This is a genomic window from Photobacterium sp. 2_MG-2023, assembly GCF_030547675.1.
Lineage (GTDB): Bacteria > Pseudomonadota > Gammaproteobacteria > Enterobacterales > Vibrionaceae > Photobacterium > Photobacterium arenosum.
The window spans coordinates 32839-59666 of sequence record NZ_JAUOQQ010000003.1 but is presented as its reverse complement, the minus strand read 5'-3'; the positions used below and the strand labels follow the sequence as shown (position 1 = coordinate 59666).

The 26828-nt window shown below is 49.8% G+C and carries 22 protein-coding genes; 9 read left to right on the top strand and 13 right to left on the bottom strand.

Annotated features, from left to right (window positions below; all coding sequences use genetic code 11):
* Positions 1 to 148 precede the first annotated feature (148 nt).
* From Q4491_RS03945 to rsuA, 7 genes are all read right to left on the bottom strand, one after another.
* Positions 149 to 1312, bottom strand: coding sequence for a lipocalin-like domain-containing protein (locus Q4491_RS03945; protein WP_303454852.1), 1164 nt, complete (start codon positions 1310 to 1312; stop codon positions 149 to 151).
* Positions 1312 to 3777 (bottom strand): ABC transporter permease, encoded by a 2466-nt coding sequence (locus Q4491_RS03940; RefSeq protein WP_303454849.1) that lies wholly within the window; start codon positions 3775 to 3777, stop codon positions 1312 to 1314. Before Q4491_RS03940 ends, Q4491_RS03945 begins: the two co-directional genes overlap by 1 nt.
* Entirely contained in the window at positions 3758 to 4429 is a 672-nt protein-coding gene (locus Q4491_RS03935; protein ID WP_237794445.1) for an ABC transporter ATP-binding protein, read from the bottom strand. The genes Q4491_RS03940 and Q4491_RS03935 overlap by 20 nt, the downstream gene beginning before the upstream one ends.
* Before the next feature lie 370 nt (positions 4430 to 4799).
* Positions 4800 to 6170: an MATE family efflux transporter gene (locus Q4491_RS03930; protein ID WP_303454842.1), complete on the bottom strand. Its 1371-nt coding sequence runs from the start codon at positions 6168 to 6170 to the stop codon at positions 4800 to 4802.
* A gap of 202 nt (positions 6171 to 6372) precedes the next feature.
* Complete coding sequence (locus Q4491_RS03925) at positions 6373 to 7029, bottom strand: DUF2913 family protein (RefSeq protein ID WP_218384718.1); 657 nt, start codon at positions 7027 to 7029, stop codon at positions 6373 to 6375.
* 37 nt (positions 7030 to 7066) lie between these two features.
* Entirely contained in the window at positions 7067 to 8257 is a 1191-nt protein-coding gene (locus Q4491_RS03920; RefSeq protein WP_192016600.1) for a Bcr/CflA family multidrug efflux MFS transporter, read from the bottom strand.
* Positions 8258 to 8593: 336 nt separating this feature from the next.
* The gene (gene rsuA / locus Q4491_RS03915; protein WP_192016599.1) at positions 8594 to 9283 is read right to left on the bottom strand and encodes a 16S rRNA pseudouridine(516) synthase RsuA; all 690 of its coding nucleotides are present in this window, start codon (positions 9281 to 9283) and stop codon (positions 8594 to 8596) included.
* 280 nt (positions 9284 to 9563) lie between these two features.
* Between rsuA and Q4491_RS03910 the strand changes: the two genes are divergently transcribed.
* Together Q4491_RS03910 and Q4491_RS03905 are read left to right on the top strand one after the other, a co-directional pair.
* Positions 9564 to 10058, top strand: coding sequence for an N-acetyltransferase (locus Q4491_RS03910; RefSeq protein WP_027252305.1), 495 nt, complete (start codon positions 9564 to 9566; stop codon positions 10056 to 10058).
* Between the two features lie 106 nt (positions 10059 to 10164).
* A complete protein-coding gene (locus Q4491_RS03905; protein ID WP_303454830.1) occupies positions 10165 to 11904 on the top strand; it encodes a DEAD/DEAH box helicase in 1740 nt (579 codons plus the stop codon).
* 74 nt (positions 11905 to 11978) lie between these two features.
* Here the strand turns inward: Q4491_RS03905 and Q4491_RS03900 are convergent, their stop codons facing one another.
* Positions 11979 to 14135 (bottom strand): TonB-dependent hemoglobin/transferrin/lactoferrin family receptor, encoded by a 2157-nt coding sequence (locus Q4491_RS03900; RefSeq protein WP_303454828.1) that lies wholly within the window; start codon positions 14133 to 14135, stop codon positions 11979 to 11981.
* Between the two features lie 347 nt (positions 14136 to 14482).
* Between Q4491_RS03900 and rplY the strand changes: the two genes are divergently transcribed.
* The gene (gene rplY, locus Q4491_RS03895) at positions 14483 to 14761 is read left to right on the top strand and encodes a 50S ribosomal protein L25 (RefSeq protein ID WP_192016596.1); all 279 of its coding nucleotides are present in this window, start codon (positions 14483 to 14485) and stop codon (positions 14759 to 14761) included.
* 88 nt (positions 14762 to 14849) lie between these two features.
* Here the strand turns inward: rplY and Q4491_RS03890 are convergent, their stop codons facing one another.
* On the bottom strand, positions 14850 to 15101 hold the full coding sequence (locus Q4491_RS03890) for a DUF1289 domain-containing protein (RefSeq protein WP_303454823.1): 252 nt from the start codon (positions 15099 to 15101) through the stop codon (positions 14850 to 14852).
* A gap of 449 nt (positions 15102 to 15550) precedes the next feature.
* Between Q4491_RS03890 and Q4491_RS03885 the strand changes: the two genes are divergently transcribed.
* The 5 genes from Q4491_RS03885 (at position 15551) to Q4491_RS03865 (ending at position 20681) form a co-directional block, all read left to right on the top strand.
* Positions 15551 to 16642, top strand: a complete 1092-nt coding sequence (locus tag Q4491_RS03885) for a TRAP transporter substrate-binding protein (protein ID WP_192016594.1) — start codon at positions 15551 to 15553, stop codon at positions 16640 to 16642.
* 76 nt (positions 16643 to 16718) lie between these two features.
* Positions 16719 to 17243, top strand: a complete 525-nt coding sequence (locus Q4491_RS03880) for a TRAP transporter small permease subunit (protein WP_192016593.1) — start codon at positions 16719 to 16721, stop codon at positions 17241 to 17243.
* A 10-nt stretch (positions 17244 to 17253) separates the two neighbouring features.
* Positions 17254 to 18537, top strand: a complete 1284-nt coding sequence (locus tag Q4491_RS03875; RefSeq protein WP_218384723.1) for a TRAP transporter large permease subunit — start codon at positions 17254 to 17256, stop codon at positions 18535 to 18537.
* Between the two features lie 139 nt (positions 18538 to 18676).
* Entirely contained in the window at positions 18677 to 20071 is a 1395-nt protein-coding gene (locus tag Q4491_RS03870; protein WP_303455094.1) for a cache domain-containing protein, read from the top strand.
* A complete protein-coding gene (locus tag Q4491_RS03865) occupies positions 20040 to 20681 on the top strand; it encodes a response regulator transcription factor (RefSeq protein WP_303454816.1) in 642 nt (213 codons plus the stop codon). The genes Q4491_RS03870 and Q4491_RS03865 overlap by 32 nt, the downstream gene beginning before the upstream one ends.
* Here Q4491_RS03865 and Q4491_RS03860 read toward each other — a convergent pair.
* On the bottom strand, positions 20678 to 23116 hold the full coding sequence (locus Q4491_RS03860; RefSeq protein WP_303454813.1) for a DNA polymerase II: 2439 nt from the start codon (positions 23114 to 23116) through the stop codon (positions 20678 to 20680). The two genes, Q4491_RS03865 and Q4491_RS03860, sit on opposite strands and share 4 nt — an antisense overlap.
* Positions 23097 to 23870 (bottom strand): nucleotidyltransferase domain-containing protein, encoded by a 774-nt coding sequence (locus Q4491_RS03855; protein WP_192016589.1) that lies wholly within the window; start codon positions 23868 to 23870, stop codon positions 23097 to 23099. The genes Q4491_RS03860 and Q4491_RS03855 overlap by 20 nt, the downstream gene beginning before the upstream one ends.
* Before the next feature lie 208 nt (positions 23871 to 24078).
* On the opposite strand from Q4491_RS03855, the gene Q4491_RS03850 reads away from it, so the two are divergent.
* The gene (locus Q4491_RS03850) at positions 24079 to 24405 is read left to right on the top strand and encodes an HI1450 family dsDNA-mimic protein (RefSeq protein WP_192016588.1); all 327 of its coding nucleotides are present in this window, start codon (positions 24079 to 24081) and stop codon (positions 24403 to 24405) included.
* Between the two features lie 60 nt (positions 24406 to 24465).
* Here Q4491_RS03850 and emrD read toward each other — a convergent pair whose 3' ends face one another.
* Both emrD and ribA read right to left on the bottom strand, forming a co-directional pair.
* A complete protein-coding gene (gene emrD / locus Q4491_RS03845; RefSeq protein WP_192016587.1) occupies positions 24466 to 25674 on the bottom strand; it encodes a multidrug efflux MFS transporter EmrD in 1209 nt (402 codons plus the stop codon).
* Positions 25675 to 25971: 297 nt separating this feature from the next.
* The gene (ribA, locus tag Q4491_RS03840; protein WP_192016586.1) at positions 25972 to 26571 is read right to left on the bottom strand and encodes a GTP cyclohydrolase II; all 600 of its coding nucleotides are present in this window, start codon (positions 26569 to 26571) and stop codon (positions 25972 to 25974) included.
* Between the last annotated feature and the right edge of the window lie 257 nt (positions 26572 to 26828).

The following is a 26828-nucleotide window of genomic DNA, read 5'->3' as shown; positions in this document are numbered from 1 at the left end:
TTTGCGCAAGATTTTACCACCGGGAAGCGGTTGCGGTGTGACGGTTTTTGAGGGGGTTTGTCAGTGAAAATAACAGGTTGTTGGTTGCGAATTGCCGGTTTGGGTTGTGGAAATGAAAGAGGCGTGAGGTTTTAAGAAGCTATCTTAATCAATACCCAGTCAGTTCCATGAAACCTTGTCCGTTTTGGCTGCCGGAAGCGGTCACCGGGCCTTCCCAATACGGGAAAAGAAACGGCAGTAACTGATCTTCCCTTTGCGCCTGCACATCGAGATCGATCTGTTGTGCAGGCACTTGCAGATGCCAGCGGATCGGAATTTCCCTGCCGGATAGTGTGGCTGTCGCTATCGGTGTCAGCGATGCTTCATCAGAAGACAGGGCGATTGAACGGCCATCTGGCCAGCTCAGGCTGCCGAAGGCAAAAGGAACATGTTGAGTACTGCGGAGCTGATAAAGCATTAATGCGCGACCATCATCCAGATGGAGAGAAAACCAGTCCCAGCCGGTTTGATGCTCAGACATAGCCTGGCTGCTCCATTCTCGGTCAAACCAGCCCTCACCTTTCACCGCTATTGTCTCGCCGTCCAGTGTCACAACCCCGTCCAGTAACAAAAATGGCATGCTGTAGTAGTAAGACGCCAGCCGCGGATCCTTGGGGTCTTTCTGGCTGTAACCCGCCTTACCCTGTCTGACCAGGTTGCCATAGCTCCGGATATTGAGCGTTGCGGCCATGCTGCTATCGCTCATGCTCGTATCACTATTAGTGTGAGCATCGGTGTGGGCATCTGAATGACTGTCTGAAAACGTCAGGGTGGCGGGAAACGGCGATGACTCCTGCCCCTGCCAGCGCCAGTTATCCAGCCAGAGACGATACGGTTCTCCTTCCACACCGGCCTGACCAATGCCGCCGCGGGCAAACCGCTCTGCCTGCCAGCGTTTCTCCGCCGTCGTCACCACCGCATGCGCCATAAACCGCTGCGTATCTTGCCAGCCGATGGCATTTTCAGAGTCTGAAAGCGGCTGAGTAGCGATGCGAAATAACGTCCATTGCACCGCAATCCACTGGCCTTGTGCCGTTTCCAGATTGGCCGTCAGATACCACCATTCGGTGCGAAACCCCGGATGGCTCAAGTGATCCCTGGGAAACACCAGAGGCTGACCGGGCAAGACCTGTTCAAAACCCGTCTGGCTCTGCTGCGACAGTATGTCTGCTGCCCGGTTTTCTGGCACAGTCGTTGGTTCGCACCCCGATACGCCTGACAGGAGACACAGAACAAAAACAAGCGGTTTGAACCGCGCATCAGCAAGCAGCATCAAAATGCCTCCCTGAGCGACAGCATGGCTGAGCGCTTAACCAGTCGCCACACCGGCCAGGCACCGGCCAGCAGCAAAGCTGTCAGCGCCGTCCCGAGTGTCAGCAGGTACTGAAGCGGGAAAAACTGCACAGGCATGGTCCAGCCAAAAGAATACTTAAGCACCACATCGATCAGCAGTTGTGCCAGCAGCAAGCCAAGGGGTAAAGCAATCATTGCCGTCAGTACGCCAATAGCAGCTAACTGCCCCCCGCCCAGCAAGGCCAGTTCTTTACCTGTCATGCCCATACAGCGCAGTAAAGCAAACTGTCTCTGCCGTGATAGCTCACCTGCGATTGTAGCAACAAACAAGCCACCGATTGACACCAACAACGTGAGTTTACCCAGCGTGGCTGTGACGACGAAAGTGCGGTCAAACACCGCCAGTGCCTGTGCCATGATATGTGCGTTATCGCGAACCTGATTAGACTTCAGGCCAAATGTTTCCTGCAAGCTGTCCTGAAACACGGAGGTGTGATCTTTGTTGTCCAGGTGGATGGCAAGACTGACTTTGCCATCCTGCTGGAACAGCCTGTGCCATTGCTCATCAGACACAAAGATCTGGCTGTACGGGTTGCCGTAATCATAATAAATCCCGGCCATCAGCCAGTTCTCTCCCAGCCTTAACGGTAAATCAACACGCTGGCCGGGCTGCCATCCCCTTTTCAGCGCCAGAGATTCACTGGCCAGAAACACTTTATCCGTGCCGTTGTTCTGCAGCGCAGACCAGTAGCCGTCTAGATGTTGCTTCATGGGCAGCGACTGTTTTTCACCGTCTGAACGGCCAACACTGAGCACCTGCAAGGTGTGTTCTTTCAGCTCGGCAGAGACTTCCTGTCGCCAGCGCCACCAAAGCTCGGTCACTTCCGGCTGTTCAGCAGCCCAGTTTGCTATTACCGGAGCCTGAGCCGTGGCAGGCTGCACATAGATATCGGCAGCCAGCCTCTGGCCCAGCCAGGTCTGAGTTGCCTGCCGAAAGCTGCCAACCATGGTATCCATGCCTATGGTGGCTGCCAGCGCCAGCATAAACGCCATCGCCGCCACGCCCCGGTAACTCAGGCTGGCGGCGGCATCACTGAAAAACCAGCGCAACCGTGGCGATTTCAGCCATCTGGCAATGGCTTTAAAGGCCGCCCACAGTATAAATGGCATGATCAAACCCGCCGCCGCTAACAGACAGCCAATCAGCACAAAGCCGGCAAACTGGCTGTGATCGACAAAGTAGACAATGATGGCAGCAATAATAAATACGCCGGACATGCCTGCCTGCCAGATAAACTCTCGCCAGCTGCCCCGTACCATAGTCATATGCGCAGTCAGCCTGATCGGTTGGGTACGAATCAACCTCATTAACGGCCAGCCACAAGCCAGCAAAGTACCCAGAACAGCGATAACCAGACTCAGCGCCCCCCATTGCCAGTGCCATCCCGTTGTCAGCGCAATATTCGCCTGATAGAGATCACTCAGTGTCATGGCGACAGAAGGCAATAACTGACGGGCCAGAAACAGCCCCAGCAGGTTGCCACCCGCGACGCCAATCATCAGCCAGATGACCACTTCAATACACAAGGCGCCCGCCAGCTGTCTGCCCGTCACGCCAGCCTGACAGAGTAAGCCAACCAGAAACTGACGCTGGGTTAACGACAATGACATGGCCTGATAGAAGATGAACAACCCGACGACAAAAGCCAGCATCCCCATAGCAAACAAATTAAGGTGAAATGCCCGGGTAAGCGGTTCCAGCTGTGCACTGTCGTTTTCCGTCAGGAGCAGACCGCCGGGCAACAGGGTATTGATATCCTGTTGCTCCTGAGCGCTCAATGCACCGCACAGCACGGCAGTGAAGCCGGAACGGGGAAATAACTGCCTGACCAGCCCCATATCAGCCAGTAGGCGCGAGCCCTGAATCCGGTTGTTGCCCACCAGCACCAGACGTCCGACTGCATCGCCAGAATCCAGCCTCAGTAGCTGGCCCTCTGTCAGTCCTTTTACCGCGGCCAGTTCGCGATTTATCCATATCGGATAAGGCTTTTGTGTCAGGGACAGTGCGCCCGTCAGCTGACCATTAGACTGAGCGAACGGCAACATAACAAACGGGTCGATACCTGCCAGCGTCAGCTCACCGGCTTCAGCCGTCTGAATCCTGTGGGTTTCGAGGGGGACACATTGTTTATACCCCAGTCGCCTCAGCTGAATGTAAAAGCCCTGAGGCACAGTCATTCCTGCCTGATGATGACGGATGGCATACTGAAACGGGTTATCAAATAACAGCTCGCCTTGCCTGTAGCTCGCTTTGGCCTGCTGATTGACCGCCAGCACGCCGACGAGCAGAGCAACGCCCATCATCAACCCCAGCAGCAAGAGCACTATCTGAAGAGGGTGGCGCCGGTAATGCCCCCACAAAGCATTAAAGACGGGGCTGCGCATTCAGTACGCCCCCTTTCAGCACTATGCTGGAATTCATGTAGGAGGCAACCTGCTTGCTGTGAGTCACCAGCAGCAAGGAGCAATTTAGCTGCTCACAAAGTCCGGTCAGCAATCGCATGACAGCCTGAGCATTGCGCTCATCCAGACTGCCCGTCGGTTCATCGGCCAGCAGGATGTCGGGCTCCATATATAAGGCCCGCGCAATGGCCGCCCGTTGCTGCTGACCACCTGACATTTCCTCCGGATAGCGCTTAAGTAGAGGTTTTAAATCCAGTGCAGAGACAATCGCTCGCCACAATTCAGGCTTTTCCGGCCAGCCTTTCAACTGGCGGCAGAATTGGATATTGTCTTGTGTTGTTAAAGTAGGAAGCAAATTAAACTGCTGAAAAATAAGGCCAATATGATGACGGCGAAAAGCCGTGCGTTCACGTTCTGTCACGGCATGAATCGGGGTATCTGCCAGCCAGATTTCACCTTGGTCTGCCTTATCCAGCCCTGCAATAAGATTGAGTAATGTACTTTTTCCTGACCCGCTTTCCCCCATCAATGCAACCTGTTCGCCCCGCTGTAATGTCAGTTCGGCTCCCTGAAGCACAGAATGAAACTCATTGCCATCCTGATACCCTTTGCAGAGATCAATCAGTTTCAACATCCTTTTTCTCCAAGCGTGAATCGAATGATGCCAAACCACCTTTAAATATCATGGGCAGACAGCCAATAGTGACTATGCTCTCACATTGGAAAACGGATTAATTTACGTCATATCAAACAAAGCTCATTGCTACTGAGGTGTTCACTTCAACACTCATCACTTAGTGTAGTATATAGCGCCAGCAGGCTTGTTCCTGTCACATTGCGCCAAGCCTCTCTTTTATAGAGCAAAAAAAAGCACCGCCAGGATGGCGATGCTTATAATTTTCTGTTGGTGTTGTGGTCTACCCAATCAGTCATCCTTTGTCTGAATAAAGAAAAAACTGATTATCATGCGATAACATCCGGATCGGAAGTTATGGGATGAAACTTTAACCTGCCACCAAATTATTCATCCAGGCTTTTGAGCGTATGCGTATGCTGGAACCGATGATTTTCACCACTTCCTCCAATACCAGCATGGCGTAAACCCATTCCAGCGGAAGTTTCAGCACAAAGGCACAAAATGCAGTCAGTGGGATCCCTATCATCCATTGCGCCGCAATATCCTGATAAAAGCAAAAACGAATGTCGCCACCTGCCCGTAACACGCCAACTATCATGGTCATCGGCAAGCTTTTCACTATCATACCGACGCAAAAAATCATGAAGAAATGTTCGGTCAACTCCCGGGTTTCCGCTGTCATGGCAGCAAACAAATCCAGTACAGGATCGCGGATCAGAAACATCAGTCCAGCCGTGACCACAGCAAAGCCAAAATTGATCACAGTGACGGCCCAGGCCTGCCGGTAAGCCTGATCCATGTTACTGCCGCCCAACTGATTGCCAATCAGTACGGCTGATGCATTGGAAATACCAATCAGCATCGCCAGCGCCATCGACTCGATAGGCGTCATCACCGATAAGGCCACCAAACCATCGACACCGGCCTGCCCGATAATGACGTGATACATGAAGATCCCGCCCGACCAGGCAAGATGGTTAAAAGTAGTAGGCAGCGACAGTTTCAGGAAGCGGTTTATCATCTGAGCATTAAGTACTTCAGGAAACAGCGACCAGCGCAGCGCAATCGGGTGATCCTTGAGATGCAGATAACCAAATAGCAGCGCGATTTCGACCAGACCGCTGATCGCCGTGGCCCATGCTGCACCGGCAATACCATAAGCCGGCATCCCCAGATTACCGAAAATCAGTACCCAGTTCAGGAACAGGTTAAGCGCAATGCCTACGGCACTGAACAGCGTGCTGATCGCAGGCTGATGCATAGCCCGTAAACCCACAGAGACACTGCTGCCCCACGACACAGCGTACAAACTCACGGCGGTAATTTGCAGATACTCAGCGCCCCGGGCAATCACCTCCGGGTTATTTGTCGCCAATCCGATAACCTGCTCAGGAAGCACAAGAAATACCAGCGCAGCCAGTGTGGCGACCAGGGTTGTCATGGTCAGCGTAAGCGCAACACTTTGCTTCATCCCGTGCTGATTGCCAGCACCCCAATACTGGGCCGCCAGTAATGCCCCCCCCGTCGTCACACCAAACAGCATAATAGTAACGACAAACAGTGCCCGGCCAGCAATACCAATTGCCGCCACATCCAGCTCATTTAACTGACCCAGCATCAGAATATCGACCAGGCTACGGCTGGAAAACAGCATAACCTGTAAGGCAATAGGAAAAGCAATCGCCAGCAGGCGACGGACAAACACCCCTTCAAATAAAGGAGAAGCAGATGGCGACATACATATTCCTGAAAAATAAGGAGAGCATAAGAAAAGCGACAGGCCCGGATTTTATACTGGCCCTTTCAAATCACAAGTTGAAGTCACAAGTGAATGACAACCTGAACCGACCTGTTATTTACTCTATCTGACAGGCTACAAACCGTGATAAACATAATAAAAATATAAAAAATGCAGCGACTTCGCTGCACTTTAATGTCTCTTACTCTGCTGCTCGCGTGGGAAGTTCGGGAAGATAGTCACCTGCATTATCAGGATAAAGAATATATTCACCGTGGTATTTCACCAGCGACTTATAGTCAGTAACCTTGTACAGCAGTAATCCTTGCTGATAGGCCAAATCAATGCATTGCTGGATATTGCCGCGAACATAAACAGACAATGGCTTAGCCAGTCTTCCTGCCTCATCAAATGCTTCATTTGACTGCTTCGCACACACCACCAATGACGCCTGACCATCGGTGTGGTGCGTCACTTTTCGGTTCACTTCGTATTCTGTCGCCACCACCCAGTCGAGCTGCAGCAGCGCACTGTAAAACCTGTCCAATTGTTCAGATTTCACCGGACTGGTGGTGCCTTCTTCAGTCAACACACCCGACAGCGCCCATGCGAGGTGTTCAAACTTCAGCTTCAGCTGTGCCTGCTTACCCATACTGCGAGCCATCTGCTGCCAACCCAGCAATGTTTTCGCCACACAATGATCATAGCGTTGCTGTTTAATCACTTTGGTGATCCAGGCACTCATAAAGTGCGTTTCACTCACCGGATTGTTGGGAGTTTTGCCTGCTGTAACAGAAGACTCCAACTCAGCCAGACCTTCATCCACCAGTTTGTTCAGCTCTTGATAAAACGCAGCCATAATTTTCTTTCAAATACTCTTATTCAATCACAGGTCATCAGGCGTCTTTCGCCAGTCCCCAATAAAACAAGCAGGCTAAGACTGCACAAGCGGCCATCGTTCCTGCCAGCGGCCAGGCTGTGGTATCTGGCATCGCCGCTACAATACCGCCCACCACAGTACCTGTGCCGAAACGCATTGTACCAGCCAATGACGAAGCCGTACCCGCCATATGCGGATACTTGGCTAACAAACAAGCCATTGAATTACTGGCAACGGTAGAAATCGCGCCCACAAACAGCATTACCGGTACCACAACGCCCCACAGACCGAGTTCAAGCACCTGTCCTGCAATCAACCCTGCCCCGGCGATCAATTGAATGATCAGGCCCAAACGCAGCATATAATGCGAGCCCATTTTACGTACCAGCTTGCCATTCAAGGTGGTCATGACAATCAGACAGATCACGTTCAGACCAAACAACAAGCCAAAGTTTTCGGTGCTGACATGATAAAGATCGATGTACACAAAAGAGCCGACAGTGAGGAAAACGAACATCCCCGAAAACGAAAAACCGCTGCTCACCACCAGACCGAGCGCGGGGGCTGATGTCAGCATGCGCGCATAATTTCTGAGTGTGGAGCCTAAGTTAAACGGCAGTCTTTTTTCAGCTGGCAGGGTTTCGGGGATCATTTTTAACACGGCCAGAATGACAAGCACCGAAACCAGTGCAAGAAACCAGAAAATGGAACGCCAGCCGAACCAGACAGACAGATACCCACCTATCATTGGCGCGGCCAATGGCGCAATTGTCATCACTAAGGTGACAAAAGACATGGTACGGGCGAACTCTTCCCGTTCAAACATATCCCGCACCAGCGCCTGAATGATAACGGCGGCAGAGGCACCGGCAAAGCCTTGCGCGGCACGGATCCAGGTCAGTTCATTGATGTTATGGCTCATTGCACTCACCACTGCCGCCAGTGCGAAAAGCATCACACCGATTATCAGTACCGGGCGACGGCCGTAGCTGTCTGAAAGCGGGCCATGAATAAGCTGTCCAACGGCAAAACCTGCGGTATACGCTGTCAGGGTCACCTGCACTAAACTGGGGCTCACGCCCAGATCTTTCGCGATAGTTGGCATAGCAGGCAGGTACATATCAATTGCCAGCGGTGTGAGTGCGGCAATTGCCCCCAGGATGAGGATCAGCGAAAAGCTCAGGCCTGGACTGTCAGATTTATTCATAAACCACTTATTAGCATATTTAAAAGGAGAGGAAGTGATTGTACGACAATTTCCGCTACTTAAATCTTTCCCGACAGGAAATGATAAGTTTCTTTTTATAGTGTACTAGCGAAAAATTGTGATGCGCGTTATCACAAAGTTCAAGTATTGACCAAAAAATCGCATCTATGTTGCCTGACAGCGAATTTTCGCTGTTTTTCTCTGCAGCCTGAAAGAACAAATAGCAGGTATTAAAAAGGCGTCGATACCCCTACAGGGCCGACGCCTTCTCGCTTTACCGCTAAGTCGTTTTACCACTAAGTCGCTATAACACTGAGTCGCTAAGCCGCTAACAGATTAAAAGCTGGCGATTTCTTCTTCCGTTAGAGGACGATACTCACCAGGTTCCAGATCTTCATCCAGCACGACAGCGCCAACCTGCTCACGGTGTAACGCCACCACTTTATTGCCGATTGCAGCGAACATGCGCTTCACCTGATGGTATTTCCCTTCAGAGATAGTGATCAGTGCTGCGCACTCCTCAAGAATCTCCAGTTTTGCCGGTCGGGTCAGATCTTTCTCGCCGCGCAACTGTACACCTTCGGCGAACTCCTTGATTGCAGAGGCCGGAATTGGATCGGCCGTTTCCACGTAGTACACTTTCTCGCAAACGTGGCGCGGCGAGGTGATGCGGTGTGACCACTGGCCATCATCCGTCAGCAGCACCAACCCTGTGGTATCCGCGTCCAGTCTACCCGCCACATGCAGTTTTTCCGGGCTGACTTCATCGAGCAACACAAAGACGGTCGGATTAAAGTCATCCACATGCGAACAAACGTAACCCTGAGGTTTGTTCAGCATAAAATATTTCGGGCCCGTCATGTGCAGCGTGCTGCCATCAAACTCAACGTCACAGTCATCCGTGATTTTCAGCGCACCGGTTTTGACGATGTCGCCATTCACTTCTATTCTTTTTTCTTTGAGTAATTTACCGGCTTCCTTGCGAGTAATTCCCAGGGCGGTACATAAAAATTTGTCAAGCCGCATTGCAGGCTCCGAGTGGTGCAAAAGCGCCATTATAAAAACCTGGCCTGCGTGATGCACGAAAAATCTCAAACCTGAGCCGGCTGAAGCGATATCACTAATTGCAACCCTTGATCACAAATTTTTACATCGCATTGCCTGAACTGCCACTAAGCTCAAAAAGTAGAACATTTCTCCATTTTCACGGTCTTCACTTATAGACAGAGGGCATGAGTTATCCGTATAAACACCTTGAACAACTCACCACTGTGCCATGAAAACACCGAACAACTAAGGTTGACTTATGAACATCTCACTTGTAGCGCCTAGCCTGTCTTCTGTGGACATGCTGCTTACACTAGTTGGGGAACTCTTTGAATATGAAGTCCTGCCACAAAAGCGTGAGCAAACCACACAGGCAGTACACCAGATGTTGAACAATCCTGAACTGGGTCAGGTTTGGTTTATAGAAATTGAACATGAAGGCAATACTATGATTGCCGGACATATTATCCTGAGTTACAGCTTCAGCCTTGAGCATGGCGGACGAATAGCCCTGATAGATCAGTTCTACCTGAAATCCGAATGGCGCCAGCAAGGAATAGGCACTGAGCTCATGCCTCAGATTGAACATCACTGCGCAGAAGCCGGTGTGCATGCACTGACTCTCGAAGTGAACATAGGTAACAAAGGCGCCCGCAGCTTCTATGAGAAGCACGATTTTATTCCGCGCCGCCAGTTCTGCATGATGACCAAAACCATCAAGCCCACGAAACTGCCACTGAACATGGCTTCCTAATGATTGACCACCGGGGCTCATTTCTCTGGGCCCTACTCCGATTACTTGTCTAACACCAAGAAAAGCCGTTACACTCCCCTTCGCTTTCCACTAGTGACCGTGATTGATGTATACGCTTCGTCCTTATCAGCAAGACTGTGTCAAAGCCACAGTTCACTACTTCCGTAAACACAGCTCACCTGCAGTCCTGGCTCTGCCAACCGGGGCAGGGAAAAGCCTGGTCATCGCAGAACTCGCCCGGATAGCCCGCGGCCGGGTACTGGTGCTTACCCATGTCAAAGAGCTGGTTGAACAAAACCATGCCAAGTATGAAAGCTACGGCCTGAACGCGTCCATTTTTTCAGCCGGGCTGGGCCGGAAAGAAACCGATCAGCAAGTCGTTTTTGCCTCCGTGCAATCTATGGTCAACAGCCTTGAGCAATTCAACGATGAGTTTTCCTTGCTGGTCATTGATGAATGCCACCGGGTGCCTGATGATGAAAACAGCGCCTATCAGCGGGTTATCCAGCATCTCCAGCGTATCAACGCTGGTATCAAAATCCTTGGCCTGACAGCCACGCCGTACCGGCTGGGCATGGGCTGGATTTACAAATACCACACGCGGGGGCAAGTGCGGACAGAGCAGGATCGCTTCTTCCGTGACTGTATTTTCGAGCTGCCTATTCGTTATCTGCTTGATGAAGGCTTCCTGACCGAACCCAGCATCATGGACATGGCCGTCATTGGTTATGATTTTTCCAGTCTTAAGCCTGCCAACAACGGTCACTATAAAGAGGCAGATCTGGATGCGGTGATCGCCAAGTCGTCCCGCGCCACCCCAATGATCATCGATCAGGTGATCGATTATGCCAAAGACAGAAAAGGAGTGATGATCTTCGCCTCTACGGTCAATCACGCCAAAGAAATCATGGGTTATCTGGCCGGTGAGTCTGCCGCGCTTGTGGTTGGCGATACTCCGCTGGAAGAGCGGGATCGCATCATCACAGGGTTCAAGAATCAGCAGATCAAATACCTGGTGAACGTTTCCGTTCTGACAACAGGGTTTGATGCACCGCATGTGGATTTAATTGCCATTCTGCGCCCGACAGAATCTATCAGCCTCTACCAGCAAATTGTCGGCCGTGGTCTGCGGTTAGCCGAAGGCAAATCGGACTGTCTGGTGCTCGAATATGCCGGTAACTGTTATGACTTGTACCAGCCGGAAGTCGGCGATCCCAAACCTGACAGTAACAGTGAAGTGATCATGGTGCCCTGCCCGGCTTGCGGCTTTAAAAACAGCTTCTGGGGCAAACTCGACCCGGCCGGTTTTCTGATAGAACACTATGGCCGCCGCTGTCAGGGCTATTTCGAAGATGATGACGGAGAGCGTGAAGAGTGTGGCTATCGCTTTCGCGCCAAATTCTGCGAAGAATGCGGTACGGACAACGACATCGCCGCCAGACGCTGCCATCAGTGTGATGCGGTAATGGTCGATCCGGACAAAAAACTGCGTGATGCGCTGAAACTTAAAGATGCAATGATCATGAAGTGTACCGACATGAAGCTGGAACCGGGCAAGAACCAGTACGGCAAGCCTCAGCTGAAAGTGACCTACTTCAGTGAGGAAGACGGCCATATCAGCGAAGTCTGGACATTAGCCAATAAAACACAGAAAAGTGATTTTCTGAAAAAATTCATCAATCCCCATCTGGTCGATCGCCACCGGCCCTTTACCGATACAGCGCCAACACGTGTTGCCAGCAATGAACACAGGCTGCGCCCGCCGGAAATCATTATTGCCCGTAAAAGCGGCCGCTTCTGGGCGATTCGAGATAAGTTGTTCGATCTGGATCAGTACAAGCAGTAAGTCTGATGATTCAGAATGAACAAAGCCGCACAGTGATGTGCGGCTAAATTCAGACAGTGAATTCCATCAACAAATCAGAATGCGTAATCCACATTCACACCCCAGTTGCGACCTGGTTGCGTGTGACGACCCAAGCCGGGTTCACTTGCTGTAAAGCCTTCAATGTCCTGATAACGCCAGTATTTTTTGTCAAACGCGTTAAACAAGCCAGCACGAAGCACCAGATCTTCGGTTGGTGTGTAATAAGCGGTCAGGTCAACCACAGTGTAGCTTGGCGCATCAACATTAGTATCACTCGACCAGTCTGAACCAGATTTCGATGCAACATAAACCGCATTGACCTCACTGCCCCAATCACCACTCGGTGCGTCATAACCAAGACCCACAACCGATGTAAACGGAGCGACAGAATCTAAGGCCTCACCTGTCTTTTTATCTTCGCCTTCCTGGTAAGCCAGAGATACTTTTGCGTAAGTACCGCTTGGCGCGTTCAGAGCTTCGTCCAACCAGAGTTCAGATGCGAATTCAGCACCATAAATTTTAGCCGAGTCTAAGTTTTCATTACTGGTGATTTGAATACCGCTGACAACCTCAGTTTGGGAAGCAATGAAATCTTTATAGTCGGTGTAGAAAGCCGCGATGCTCATCAAACCGATGCGCCCCTGTGTTCTTGCACCAATTTCGTAAGCAAGGCTTTTCTCTGATTTCAGATTCGGGTTGGCAACAATCTTGTAACCAAGCGCACTGTTATCTTTATCTTCATACATTTCACTAATAGTTGGTGAACGGAAGCCCTGACTGATCTGAGCGTATGTATTGAAACTCTCCGTCCAGTGATATACCGCCCCCAAACGACCCGTGACAGCATCACTTTCATGGTCTGACAGACCAGAAGAGGAAGCTGGTTCAGCCTGATAGTTGTCGTAGCGGAGACCGCCTGTCACCACCAGCTGATCCTGCATTAAATACAGTTGATCCTGCAGGAAAATACCGTATTTCACAGATTTTGCATTTGGCACTTCTACAGGACCAGGTTTCTCTGTCCCTGCATCCAGGAAATAGTCTTTATAATCCAGCTCGAACTCATTTTGTACAACACTCAAGCCATAAGTCAGCTCATGACGAGTATTGGATAACGCAATGGCTTTATTAAACTGTGCATCAAACTGAGTGCTTGAATCTTCACCGCCACGGTAGCGATTCCGATTACCATATCTATCAGTATGATCGTAGTTATCGTGTTTACTTTCACTCTGCTGCCAGTTCAACGCCCAGCTCACGGAATCCGCAACAGCAAGATTGGCCTGCCATTCGTGGTTCAGCCCCAATCGGATCCGAGCATCTTCATCATGACCTCGCACATTGGTATAAACAAAACCCGGCATGAAACCGCCACCAGCATCGTAATTTTCCTGGCTCAGAATTTGGGCATCTGTATCGCGTGTATAATATTCTGCAACCAGACCAACCCGGTTGGCGTCGTTCACCTGGACATACACTTTGCCAAGCACGTTATGCGATGCAAAAGTCAGCGGGTTCGCCTGCCCACGACTGCGACCTTCAATATCAGCCCCATCACCATGCGCTTTTGTTTCATGGCCATCCCGATAGGTATAAATCAGCAAACTTTCAACAGCACCGGTACGATTCGCTGCTTCAATCGTTGCTTTGTATTGATCACTGCTGCTTGCGTAACCCGTTTTGACAGCCAGATGATTGTTTTCTCCAGTCTGTAATACATCTTCAGGATTTTTCGTTCTCAGCAAGACTGTACCGCCAATGGCATCACTACCATAGAGGCTTGAGCCCGGACCTTTGCTTACTTCAACAGCGGTTAAAGTATCAACCTCGAATCCATTTGAATACTTGCGCATCTGGTCGGCACCCGGATTATACCCGGCAGGCTGCTCAACATTATCAACCATGACTTTCACGCGATTTCCGGAAACACCACGCACAGTGAAATCAGAAATCCCGAAGCGGCCATTGCCATTCACCTGGACACCGGGCTCATACTTCAGCGCATCTTGCAGATCATTCGCCAGGTTCTTTTCCATGTCCTCGGCAGTGACTTTCGATACAGACCCCGGCACATTCATAATACTTTGCTCGGTGCGCGTTGCCGTAACCACCATTTCATCTGTATAAGATTTTTTTTCCTGAGCATGCAATGAAGGAGAAAGGGCCAGCAATACAGAGCTGGCAATCAGTGAGAGTTGTTTGTGATTCATATACCCTGCTATCAATTTTTTTTATCAATTAGATTCGTTATTGGTAAAGATTATACAAAAACAAATGATAATTACTATCAATCTCAATGTTATTTATATCACAGTTGGGCAATTTTATTGGAACTAAGTCCAATTTATGAAACTTGTTGGGTGTATTTTGTTGCAAGTAGAAAAGAGCTATGCATGGGATGGTTCTGATGATTTTTTCGTTGTTTAAAAGGCTTGTCAGGATTTTTTCTTGTCAGTTTCATGAGGGAGTGTTAGTATCCGCGCTCAATTTGACGGTACTCAGTAAGGTCGCATTACTGAAATACCTTCTTTTATTCACTCACTTAAGAGTAGTTATCATGAAATTTGAAGCACAAGTACGTTCAGACCTGGGTAAAGGTGCGAGCCGCCGCCTGCGTCACACTAACAAATTCCCAGCGATCATCTACGGTGGCACTGAAGCTCCAGTTGCAATCGAACTGAACCACGATGACGTGATCAACCAGATGGATAAAGAAGGCTTCTACGATGCCATCACTCTGGTAATCGACGGTAAAGAAGTGAACGTTAAGCCACAAGACATCCAGCGTCACCCATTCAAGCCAAAAGTTCAGCACATGGACTTTATCCGCATCTAATTGCGGTTGGTGTGAAAACGCTGAAGAAAAAAGCGCCTCAGGGCGCTTTTTTTGTGTCTGGTGATTTTGCATGAAACGAAATGAAATTCTAGAACAGATCTTGCTGTGGATTGTCTGGCTCGTTCGCGGCCTGCATTTCCAGATCTCGCTTGCGCTTGAGTAAACGCAGGTAACGTTGCCGGCATAATTTGATCACATGCCGTTTTTGATCGTTGCTCATCACCTGCCAGTGAAATCGCTCTTCTCGGCTTCTCAGGCAACCTTTGCAATACCCTCTGTTATTCACCTGGCAGACACCAATACACGGGCTGGGAATGGTAAAAAGTTCTAACTGCTCCATATCCCCTTCTCTGCTATCTGCGTGCTATACGGTGAAAGGTTCATAACAACCACAAACTGCTTAAATTGCATACAAACTGATAGTAACGACTTTATGCTGATAACGCCAGTCGGCCAAGGGTACGCTCGGGTGAAGTAATGCCGATCTGTCATCAGTGAGCCACTTCACACCCATCACAAATAGTTAACATAATTACCTATGTCTTTTCTACGTAGTTTACGTCACTCACTAAAGCACATGACGCACTAAGTATTAGTTATTTATCAAACAGTTAAATTTAACCAAAAAGATAACCTACGTGTTAATACGTAATACCTTAGTCGCTATTTATCACGATCTTATTTGATCTCCACTCAGTGTTATTGCGCTTGTTCAGGCCTATAGTTTGTTCAATGCTTTGATTGCATAGGGATTATCCCGCTATCACAATAACAATGAGGACGTGAAACATGAGTCTGGTAAAACGCACTGTACGCAATGCTCTGGTGGCAGCCAGCGCGGTTGCGGTTTTACTTTCCAGTACCGCCGCTTATTCCGCAGAAAAAGTCTATCGCCTGAAGCTGGCTGAAACCTGGGGCGCAAACTTTCCTATTTTTGGTGACACCACCAAAACCATGGCCGAGATAGCAGAGAAAATGTCTAACGGCCGTTTGCAGATCCGAATCGATTCTGCCAATAAACACAAAGCGCCGCTGGGCGTGTTTGATATGGTAAAAGCCGGCCAGTATGACATTGGCCACTCGGCGTCTTACTACTGGAAAGGCAAAGTACCGAATACCCTTTATTTCTCCACTATGCCCTTCGGTATGGTCGCGGCCGAACAGTATGCCTGGTTCTATCACGGTGGCGGCATGGAACTGATGGAAAAAGTCTATGGCCCTCATAACCTGCTGTCATTCCCCGGTGGTAACACGGGCGTTCAGATGGGCGGCTGGTTTCAGAAAGAGATCAAAACGACTGATGATCTGAAAGGCCTGAAAATCCGTATTCCGGGCTTTGCCGGTGAGGTACTGGCTAAGTTAGGTGCCAGTCCGACCAATATTGCGCCGGGCGAGCTCTACACAGCACTTGAGCGCCGTACCATTGATGCGCTGGAATGGGTGGGACCGGGCCTGGACCTGAGAATGGGTTTCCACAAAATCGCACCTTATTACTATACCGGCTGGCATGAGCCTGCAACTGAACTGCAATTTCTGGTTAACAAACAATCCTGGGAGCGCCTGCCGGCTGATCTGCAGGAAATTCTGCGCGTTGCGATGCGCCTCTCTGCCTATGACATGTATATCTTAAATACCCACGCCAGTGCTGAGAACTGGTCAACCATGAAGGAAGAATATCCGAACATCAAAGTCATGAACTTCCCGGATGACGTCATGGCAGCCATTCGCCAGGCCAACGATGAATTGCTTGAAGAGCAGGCCAAGAGTGATCCTCTGGCAAAAGAGATCCTGGATTCACAAGCGGCCTATCTGAAAAAAGCCCGTGAATGGACGCTGATTGCTGATAAAGCCTATCTCGACAGTCAGGCTGAACAGAAATAACACTAAAGTCATGCACCGGTCTGTCCGGTGCATACTTATTTATCAGTCTGGAATGTTGCCTCGCGACGGAGTTATTATGCGAAGCTTGTTAGCCTTCGAAAAAATCATCAACCGGTTTTCTGATTTGCTTGGCTGGATGGCCAGCACTCTGTTTATCATACTGATGTTCAACGTTTTTTATGATGTTGTTATGCGGTATGCCTTTAACCATGTTTCTATTGCCATGCAGGAGATGGAGTGGCATCTGTTCTCTGCCGTTTTCCTGCTGGGCGTTCCCTACGCACTTAAGGCTGGCGGCCATGTGCGGGTAGATGTTTTCTACGAACGTTTCACTCTCAAAACCCGCGCCATTATCGACCTGCTGGGGACACTCTTTTTCCTGCTGCCATTCTGTATCCTGGTGTACTGGTATGGCGTTGATTATATGAAAGAATCCTACTCTCTTGGTGAGTCCAGCGGCGACCCGGGCGGTTTACCTTATCGCTGGCTGATTAAAGGCCTGATCCCTCTTTCTTTCCTGTTTATGGCCATTTCAGGGATCGGAATGCTGCTGCACAACATTAACCGGCTGGTAAACCCAAGCCTGTTCCACGAAAAATAAGGAATATTCCGTGGTTGGTATCATCATGTTTATCGTTGCCCTGTTTGCCCTGTTACTCGGATTTCCAGTGGCATTTACCTTCGGCGGCATCGCACTGCTGTTCGGCGTCTGGGCAGAAGGGCCGGAAATCTTTGCATTCATGCCGTTTCGTATCATGAGCATTATGCAAAATACTGTGCTCATGGCCGTACCGCTTTTCGTCTTTATGGGCCTGGTGCTGCAAAAAACCCGCCTGGCAGAACAACTGCTGGAGTCCATGGGGAAACTTTTCGGTAGTGTTCGCGGTGGTCTGGCTATCTCAACAGTATTAGTAGGATCGCTGCTGGCCGCGTCAACCGGCGTGGTCGGGGCTTCTGTTGTCGCAATGGGCCTGATATCCCTGCCTGTTATGATGAAATATCAGTACAGCAAAGGCCTGGCGACAGGCACAATTTGTGCTTCAGGTACCCTGGGTCAGATCATCCCGCCATCCATCGTATTGATTTTGTTGGGTGACGTACTGGGAATTCCGGTTGGCGATCTGTTTCAGGCCGCTATCTGGCCCGGCCTCGCACTGGTACTGGCTTATATCGTTTACATCGTCATTTACAGCTGGTTGAATCCGGAAGCCACCCAGCCGATGGAACGGGATCCCGACCAGTCTCGTCAGCAGGAAGTTATCACGGCACTGAAAGCCGTGTTGCCGCCTCTGGCGCTGATTATCGTGGTGTTAGGGTCAATTTTTGCGGGTATCGCCACCCCTACCGAGTCTGCTGCTTTGGGCGGCATGGGGGCGGTTTTGCTGTCGCTCATTTACCGCCAGTTCTCATGGCGCATGCTGTATGACAGTGCATTTGAAACCGTCAAAGTAACCGCCATGGTGTTTGGTATCCTGCTGGGTGCGACAGCTTTCTCTATGGCATTCACCTACACAGGCGGTGATTATCTGGTCGAAGAGTGGATGCTGTCTTTACCCGGTGAAGAATGGAGTTTCCTGATCCTGACCATGCTCATCATTCTGATTCTGGGATTTTTCATCGATTTCGTTGAAATCTGCTTTATTGTGGTGCCGATCCTTGCGCCTATTGCCGATGCTATGGGGATCAATATGCTTTGGTTTGCCATTCTGATTGCCATGAATCTGCAAACCTCCTTCCTGACTCCGCCCTTTGGTTTCAGCCTGTTTTACCTTAAAGGCGTTGCGCCTGACGGTATTACCACGCGGGATATTTATAAAGGTGTTATGCCCTTCATTACCATTCAGGTTCTGATCCTGGCCTCTGTCTTAATATTCCCTGGCTTCTACGGACTGTAGCCTTGCGATGAAACCCCAAAAATCTAGAGCTAGCCGGCACTTTTTCCATAAAGTGCCGCTATTTTTCTTTGATATCCCCAACAAATTGTTAACATTCAAGACAACTATGCAATCGCTCAAAAGCCCTACGTTTGCAACTATGCCCCTGAAAGTGAAGCTGATCTTACTGACACTGCTCCCATTACTGCTGATCAGCGCTGCGATCAGCTGGATTGCTATCCATCAGGCAACCTCACTCGGGCAAAAAGAAATCGCCACTTTTCGTGCCAGCCTGATCGCATCTAAAGAGCAGGCATTGAAAGACACTGTCGATCTTGCCCTCGATAGCATTAATCACATCTATCAAAACGCCGCAGCCAATGATGAAAAAGCCAAGGCGGAAGTAAAACGTGTTCTGAACGACCTGAGATACGGCAATGACGGCTATTTTTTTGTTTACCATGAAGATGGCACCAATCTGGCCCACCCTGTTTTGCCTGAACTGGTCGGAAAAAATTTATTGAATTTGCAGGATAATAATGGCAATTACCTCATTCAGGCACTGATAGAAAAAGCCAAGTCTGGCGGTGGTTTCCATCAGTACCTCTGGCATAAACCCTCCAGTGATTTAATCGTGACAAAGCTCAGTTATGCGGCATGGTTGCCTAAATGGCGCTGGATGATAGGTACCGGCCTGTACATTGAAGATGTCGCCCGCCAAATGGCCAAGGTCGAACAGGGAGTACAGGCTAACATTCGGACGACCTTCATTTCTGTCATTGTTCTGGTTGCCATCACCACTCTGATCATTCTGATCACCACGCTGGCGATCAACCTTCATGAGCACAGGTTAGCAGACAGCCGCTTAAAAGAGCTGGCGTATAAAACTGTCATGTTTCAGGAAGAAGAGAAAAAGCATGTCGCCAGAGAACTCCACGACGGGGTGAACCAGTTGCTGGTTTCCTGCAAGTGCCATCTGGAATTGCTTCAGGACAAAATAGCCAGATCAGACATCGAACAGGCCATACGCCATCGAGGTCTGAGTGAATCCTCCCTGTTGCAGGCCATTGCCGAACTGAGGCGTATCTCGCACAGTCTGCGTCCCAGCTCGTTGGATGACATAGGACTGACTGCGGCACTGGATAACTTGCTCAGTGATTTTTCCGCTTCGACCGGCATACGTGTCAATCGTTCTCTGACACTTGGCAACGCCAGCCTCTCTACAGATATGATGACGACGCTATACCGGGTGGCTCAGGAATCACTGGTGAACATCAGCAAGCATGCTCAGTCTGACGCTATCGATGCAGAACTTTCAGTGATACAGGAAAACTTGCAGTTTATTATTCGCGATAACGGGACGGGATTTAATGTGCAACACGCCATGAATGGCAAAGGAATCGGCCTTCGCAACATGCGTGAACGGCTGGAATTTCTTGGTGGCGAGTTGGATATCAGCAGTGAACCGGGGCAAGGAACGGAAATTTTGGTCAACCTCCCTCTGAAACAAGGACTGGACATTTATGGCAAAAATTCAAGTGCTGTTAGTGGATGACCATCAGGTCGTCATGGAAGGATTTAAAGCACGGCTCGACAACGAAGCCAACATCGAAGTGATTGCAACAGCAAATAATGGCGATGAAGCGCTGAAAAAAGCCGAGCAGTGCCAACCCGATGTGGTACTGATGGATATCAGTATGCCGGAAATGAACGGTATTGAAGCCACACGCCATTTCCGTCACCATTTTCCTGAGATCAAAGTGCTGATCCTGACCATGCATGACAATCGCGAATACATTCTTCAGGTCATGCAGGCCGGTGCAAGCGGTTATATTCTCAAAGAAGTTTCCGCACAGGAAATGGTGCAAGCCATAGAAGCCGTGCATCAGGGCGGACGGTATTTTTGCCGACTGGTCGCCGATACCTTATTCGCCGCGCCCATTGTGCAGGCTGAGCCTGCTGAAATGGTGCTGGCGGCATTAAGCCGGCGTGAGGAAACTGTACTGCGTCAGGTGGCGCTGGGCAAAAGCAGTAAAAAAATTGCGATGGAACTGGGGATCAGCACCCGAACAGTGGAAACCCACCGTCAGAATATCAAGCATAAACTCAACATGCACTCCACGGCTGAGCTCACCGCTTATGCCGTGAAAGAAAATCTGATTTAGAACAACCCCAGTTGCGGTGCAATAATGTCGTCAAAATGCCGTCCGATAAACGGCAGGATCCCATCTGCAATCGGCTTCAGCTGTTTGTCTATATAATGGTCGTAATCAATCTGGCTTTGTCTGGCTTCCACCGGTTCCGGGCCATGTGTGGTGATGACATATTCAATCCAGCCGCCAGTCTGATACTGCAATGGTCGGCCCAGCTGCTGATTAACCTCGTCGGCTCGCCGGGCGGCCCGGACATGGGGCGGTACATTCTTCTGATACTCAGACAAGTGACGGCGTAACCTTTTGCGGTACACCAGTTTGTCGTCAAATGCTCCCTGCCCGGTCATTTCCACGTAAGCACGTACATACTCTTCCACGTCTTCGTCATGAAACACTTTACGGTAAAGAGTCTGCTGAAACTCCTGTGCTAAGGGAGTCCAATCGGTGCGGACCGTCTCCAGCCCTTTAAACACCATCTCTTCAACACCGCTTCGAATCACAAGACCGGCATAACGCTTTTTACTGCCGGTTTCCTGTCCCCGAATCGTCGGCATCAGAAATTTGTGGTAATGGGTTTCGTATTCCAGCTCAAGAGCGGAGGCAAGATTGTAATGCTCTTGCAGATGCCTGGCCCACCAGGCATTGATATCAACCACCAGCCGGGCACCGATGGCATCCGCATCCTCACCGCTGTGGGCCTTTTTCAGCGACACAAACGTCGAATCCGTGTCGCCGTATATCACCTCATAACCCTGCTCTTCAATGCGCTCACGGGTCAGCTTCATAATTTCATGACCCCGCATGGTGATCGAAGAGGCCAGACGATGATCAAAAAAACGGCAGCCTGAGGAACCCAGTACGCCATAAAAAGAGTTCATGATAATTTTTATCGCCTGCGAAAACGCTTTTTCACCGTCTCTTTTCGCCTGGTCGCGTGCGGCCCACAGCGCTTCGATCATTTCGGGCAAAAAATGTTTCTGCCGGTGAAAGCGGCCGCCCCGAAAGCCAGCAATGGCCTGCTGCTCAGATTTCCCCTCATCCAGAAGTAAACCTTCAACCAGCCCCATGGGATCGATACAGAATGTGCGGATTATCGACGGGTACAGCGATTTGAAATCCAGCACCAGCACCGAGTCATACAAACCCGGTTTCGAGTCCATCACATAACCGCCGGGGCTGGCTATCCAGTTTTCGCTTTCAAGATTAGGGGCAACATAACCGGCGCGATGTAACTGAGGTAAATATAGGTTGGTGAATGCAGCAACCGAGCCGCCGACTCTGTCCAGCTCGACGCCCGTCAGCCGGCTACGTTCCAGCGCAAAATCCAGCAAGTGTGTTTTTTCGAAGATCCGGGTAACCAGTTTACAGTCCTGCAGGTTATAGCGTGCCAGTGACACTTTATCTTCGCGGAACATCTGATTAATTTCAGCCATGCGATCGTACACATTGTGAATAGCTTTGCCTTCGCCGAGCAGTTCTTGTGCGACCGATTCCAGCGACCAGGAACGAAAGTTATAAGTGGCCGTTTTCAGCGTATCAATACCGTCCATCACCACCCGGCCCGGAATGGTGATGAAACCGGCATTCGGGTTCTGACTGGACTGGCGCCAGTGCGGCGTCTGCCTGCCACGGCCAAGCCGCAAAGGCAATTTGTGCCATTCTGCACGCCGCAGTAACAAGCGCCAGTCAAAATCCACCACGTTCCAGCCGATAATGACATCAGGATCGTAGCGGATAAACCACTCCTGCATGGCCACCAGCAGGGCTTTTTCATCCCGGACCCATTCAATCCATGTCAGTTGCTCTTGCTCTGCGTTGAGTGGCTCTCCTACCATAATCACCCGGCTGTCAGCCTCGCTGTGCAGACCGACAGAATACAAAACGCCCTTCTCTGAACATTCAATATCCAGTGAGACTACAGACAGTGAAGGCAGATAATCCGCCGATTTGGTTTTCACCTGACGAAATTCGGTATACCCGTCTCTGATAACAGCATTCCCTGCAAAGGCAATTCCACCGCGGATGAAACGCTCCATCAGATAACGGTCAGCAAGCCGGATATCATCTTCAAACACTTTAATGCCTTCTGCTAACAACAATGCGCCAATCCGAAGGCTGGAGCTGATCGTAGCACTGTAGCAGGCCGACATGGTCTGGTGCTGAAAGTCTTTCATGTCCAGCGTGCGCCAGTTGACTGAAAAACCGTGTTGGGTAAGTACAGTGTCTGCCCTTTCCTGCTCGCTGGCCGGAATAAAACACACGGGACTTTCACCGTCGATAATCAGCTGGCAAGGTCCTTGGTCCGTTTTCACCCAGATAACAATCTGAGTCTGCCCTTGCCTGTCCCGGCTTTGACGGGTGAGCACGAACCCCTCAGCTTGCTGAGATAAAGAATGTGTATTTTGCCCAGGTGGAACGTGGGGATGCTTAGCCGATTTTGCGTTCAATTTTATTCCACTCATCAACAAGCCACTGGCCAAAACCCTGCATCAAAAACAAGGAGGCCTTTTTAGGCACTTGTGTCCGGCTCATCAGAATATACGCACGCTCAACGTCGACAGCTTTATCAGGGTAATTTTTCAAAAACAGATCTGTGGCCTCTCTGACTGACAGGGCCAGCACTTTTTCCCGGTGAAACACAAGCGTATATGCCGTCCACAGCATTTTCTTCCCTATATATTCACAGTAGTCAAGGTAATGCTCAGGCACCCGTGTTTTCAGGATTTTCTCCCGGTATTCAATGAGGATGGGTTCAAAAGGCCCATTTAATGATTTTGCCGCGTCCCAGCTGGGTTCGAAGGCACCAAAGCGTCCGGACAAGTCATCGCCCTTAAGGCACACACAGCAATGTCTGAGCCAGAAACCCCACTGAAAAATACCGTCCAGTGACAAGACATCACGCGTAATGGCGAGCCTGATATCCAGACGTTTCACTGCCCTGTAACGCCTGGCAATATGAGTGCTCAGGCTGTGCAGCCTGCTTTTTTCCAGATCGTTCAGTGGCCGCTCAAACACCAGAGTCAGGTTCAGATCGGACTGCCCGGGCACAGCATCACGACGTGCAACGCTACCTGCAAGGTATACGCTGTGAAGTGTGTCTTTGAACAGGACACCGAGGTGTTGCAAAGTCTCATTAATACAGGGTTGAAACACCGGTTGAAAAGGCCGGTTGTTATCAATGACGGGAAGAAAAGTTGGCAATATCTGTTTCCTGGAGCACCGCACTGTCTGCCAGCATCATAGCATGAAAGTGGCAGCCTTAAAGTTGGCGGCAGGCTTAAACGCTGCAATCTCAACCAACTAAGGCCTGCTCGCGCCTGCTACAGCACAATCGTCTGTATCATAGCCATCAACAGGTGGCCTTGGTATACTCCCGGTTCTATTCAATAAAACTGATATTGACCCAAACATGGATAACTTAGACCTGATTTCATACGACGACGTTATTGAAGCTGCCTACGATATTTTTCTGGAAATGGCACAAGACAGTCTGGAACCCGCCGATGTCTTGCTGTTCACGGCTCAGTTTGATGACCGTGGTGCTGCAGAGGTTGTAGAAACCGGAGAAGACTGGCCAGGCCATGTTGGCTTCGCTGTTGATGGCGAAGAATATGCAGAAGTGCGGATCGGGCTGGTGAATGAAGCCAGCGATGAATTAGATGACGTCTTTGCCCGCATGCTGATAAGCCGTAATCCGGACAATAAATTCTGCCACATCTTGTGGAAACGCGACTAATCAGGTGATTAAGCCAGATACAACAAAAAACGGTGCTGATATCAGCACCGTTTTTTTAAATCATACCAATACAGGCGTTTCTTCCTGCTGACAACGTCTGACCCAGAGCAGACTGGCAATCGCCATCAGCACCATGCACGTCATTATTGCGCCCAGACTGAACTGGTCTTTTGCACTCAGCATAGAGGCCACCAGCGTCGCAACACCCGCGCCTAAGTTTTGCAAACCACCCAGCACAGCCCCTGCCGTACCGGCATGGAAAGGAAAAGGCTCCACCGCTGCTGTTGTGGTAACAGGAAAAACAATCCCGGAGCCAATGAAATACAAAAATGCGCCGCCAATCAGTGAACTAACAGTGACTAACCCTGCCATCCCAGGCAACAAAATGGTTATCGCACCGAAGCCAAGTGCTGCCAACCCGACATAAAGCACCCGCTGCTGGCCCATATGCTTGAGCAACAAAGTCGACATCCAGGAGCCCAGCAGATATCCCGGCAATGGCATAACAAATAGCCAGCTCACTGTCGTCGGATCCAGCTTCAGTACATTACCCAGTAATACGCCAGCGGCAGCTTCAAATACAGCCAGCCCTGAAAAGGTTGCCACTAAGCACATGACATACCCCTGAAATTTACGATTACTCAGCACATATTTGTAGCTGACTGTCACACGTTCTACCCTGCGCTTCTCAGCAGGCAGGGTTTCGGTGAAGCGGGATAAAATGATCAAGGTAACGGCAGCACCCAACGCCAGTAAAAACACATAACTTGCCGACCAGCCAAATGCCTCGGACAGGTATCCGCCCAGTACCGGCGCAATCAGCGGCGAGAAAATAATGCCCATGCTGACCAGGCTGTTTACTTTGTGCAGCTCTGCACCTTCGTAACAGTCCCGGGTAATGGTTCTGCACATTGCGCCACCGCACCCGGTTCCCATGCCCTGAATAAAACTGGCAAGCAGAAAAACTTCAAACGAAGGGGCAAACAGCGCCAGTATTGTGCCGAGTATGAAAATACACATACCGGCCAACATCACAGGCTTACGTCCAATCCGATCCGATAAAGGGCCGTAGACGAACTGAGACAGGCCGTACGGAATGAGATACGCGGCCATCACAGCCTGCAAGAAAGCGGGCTTAATGCTGAATACCGCTGCCATTTGTGGGATCGCTGGCACGTACATGGTTTGGGTCATTTGCCCAACGGCGGCCAGAATAATAATCAGGAACAACATTTTTGCCACACTGGCAGAATAAGATTGCCTTTGCACAACCTCACTCCTTACAACAATACAAAGAAAAAGATAAGTTCAAGTCATCATAAGTCAATGCGGAGAGTGAACGTTGAGAAATGGCTGCAGAATCGACCATTTGCATCAAGTAGCCTTATGACGAGCTTTCGAGCGGGATAGTAATGGCAGGAAAGGCAAACAACAAGTAAATCCTAACCTAATCAGCACGATACTTTATTATAATTCGGATTATAAAAACTAATCTTAAAATTGCGGTTTTACGGGCAAAAAAAAGCGAGCATTTCAGCTCGCTTTACAATCGGCTTTTATCCGGTTTCAGTCAAAATGAAAACGGTGTTTACCACGGCTGGCTTTGGCACGAAGGTAATTTTCATTGCCCTCTTTCAAGTGTGCTTTTGTACCCACGACTTCTTCAATCGAAATGCCTAAAGCTTCCAGGTCCTGAATTTTTTTCGGGTTATTAGTGATCAACCTGATGCTTTCAACACCTAGTGCTTTGAGCATTTGTGCCGCTTCGGAAAAATCCCGGAGATCATCACCAAATCCCAAATGATTATTCGCTTCGTAGGTATTCATACCCTGGCTCTGCAGCAGGTAGGCATCGATTTTGTTATACAAACCAATACCACGGCCCTCCTGACGCAGATACAAGATAATGCCACCTTCTTCAGCCATCCGTTCTATGGTTTCATCTAACTGCTCACCACAGTCACAACGTGACGAATGAAAAACATCCCCGGTAAGGCATTCAGAGTGCATCCGAACCAAAGGAGGGAGTTGTTGTTTATCTGCATCACGGAAAATAAGCGCAACGTGCTCTTTTCCTGAAGCTAGGCCATCAAAAGAGAGAATATCGGCAGGGATATGGCTTTTCGTACCGACTTTAAAGGGGACTCTGGCCCTTACATTTACCATTTTGTTTTATTACCTCTCATACAACCACAGTCTGACGACAATTGATTGCTATGTTATCTACCGACACAGTTCATTAGACCGCTGACTTCAATGCGCTGTTGGTATGCATGTGGCGCTGATGATATCTAAAATTATGACACTAAAACAGTCATCACCGTTGACTTATGCTCCGGTGCCACCCACTAAAAGTGTTATAACATAACAATTAAGTCATGAGCAATAATGATTGTTGTCAGAGATAAAGGGCCCTGCATACC

Coding starts and splice junctions, on each gene's coding strand:
- Q4491_RS03945 (WP_303454852.1), bottom strand. CDS start 1,312: ATGCTGCTTGCTGATGCGCGGTTCAAACCGCTTGTTTTTGTTCTGTGT.
- Q4491_RS03940 (WP_303454849.1), bottom strand. CDS start 3,777: ATGCGCAGCCCCGTCTTTAATGCTTTGTGGGGGCATTACCGGCGCCAC.
- Q4491_RS03935 (WP_237794445.1), bottom strand. CDS start 4,429: ATGTTGAAACTGATTGATCTCTGCAAAGGGTATCAGGATGGCAATGAG.
- Q4491_RS03930 (WP_303454842.1), bottom strand. CDS start 6,170: ATGTCGCCATCTGCTTCTCCTTTATTTGAAGGGGTGTTTGTCCGTCGC.
- Q4491_RS03925 (WP_218384718.1), bottom strand. CDS start 7,029: ATGGCTGCGTTTTATCAAGAGCTGAACAAACTGGTGGATGAAGGTCTG.
- Q4491_RS03920 (WP_192016600.1), bottom strand. CDS start 8,257: ATGAATAAATCTGACAGTCCAGGCCTGAGCTTTTCGCTGATCCTCATC.
- rsuA (WP_192016599.1), bottom strand. CDS start 9,283: ATGCGGCTTGACAAATTTTTATGTACCGCCCTGGGAATTACTCGCAAG.
- Q4491_RS03910 (WP_027252305.1), top strand. CDS start 9,564: ATGAACATCTCACTTGTAGCGCCTAGCCTGTCTTCTGTGGACATGCTG.
- Q4491_RS03905 (WP_303454830.1), top strand. CDS start 10,165: ATGTATACGCTTCGTCCTTATCAGCAAGACTGTGTCAAAGCCACAGTT.
- Q4491_RS03900 (WP_303454828.1), bottom strand. CDS start 14,135: ATGAATCACAAACAACTCTCACTGATTGCCAGCTCTGTATTGCTGGCC.
- rplY (WP_192016596.1), top strand. CDS start 14,483: ATGAAATTTGAAGCACAAGTACGTTCAGACCTGGGTAAAGGTGCGAGC.
- Q4491_RS03890 (WP_303454823.1), bottom strand. CDS start 15,101: ATGGAGCAGTTAGAACTTTTTACCATTCCCAGCCCGTGTATTGGTGTC.
- Q4491_RS03885 (WP_192016594.1), top strand. CDS start 15,551: ATGAGTCTGGTAAAACGCACTGTACGCAATGCTCTGGTGGCAGCCAGC.
- Q4491_RS03880 (WP_192016593.1), top strand. CDS start 16,719: ATGCGAAGCTTGTTAGCCTTCGAAAAAATCATCAACCGGTTTTCTGAT.
- Q4491_RS03870 (WP_303455094.1), top strand. CDS start 18,677: ATGCCCCTGAAAGTGAAGCTGATCTTACTGACACTGCTCCCATTACTG.
- Q4491_RS03865 (WP_303454816.1), top strand. CDS start 20,040: ATGGCAAAAATTCAAGTGCTGTTAGTGGATGACCATCAGGTCGTCATG.
- Q4491_RS03850 (WP_192016588.1), top strand. CDS start 24,079: ATGGATAACTTAGACCTGATTTCATACGACGACGTTATTGAAGCTGCC.
- ribA (WP_192016586.1), bottom strand. CDS start 26,571: ATGGTAAATGTAAGGGCCAGAGTCCCCTTTAAAGTCGGTACGAAAAGC.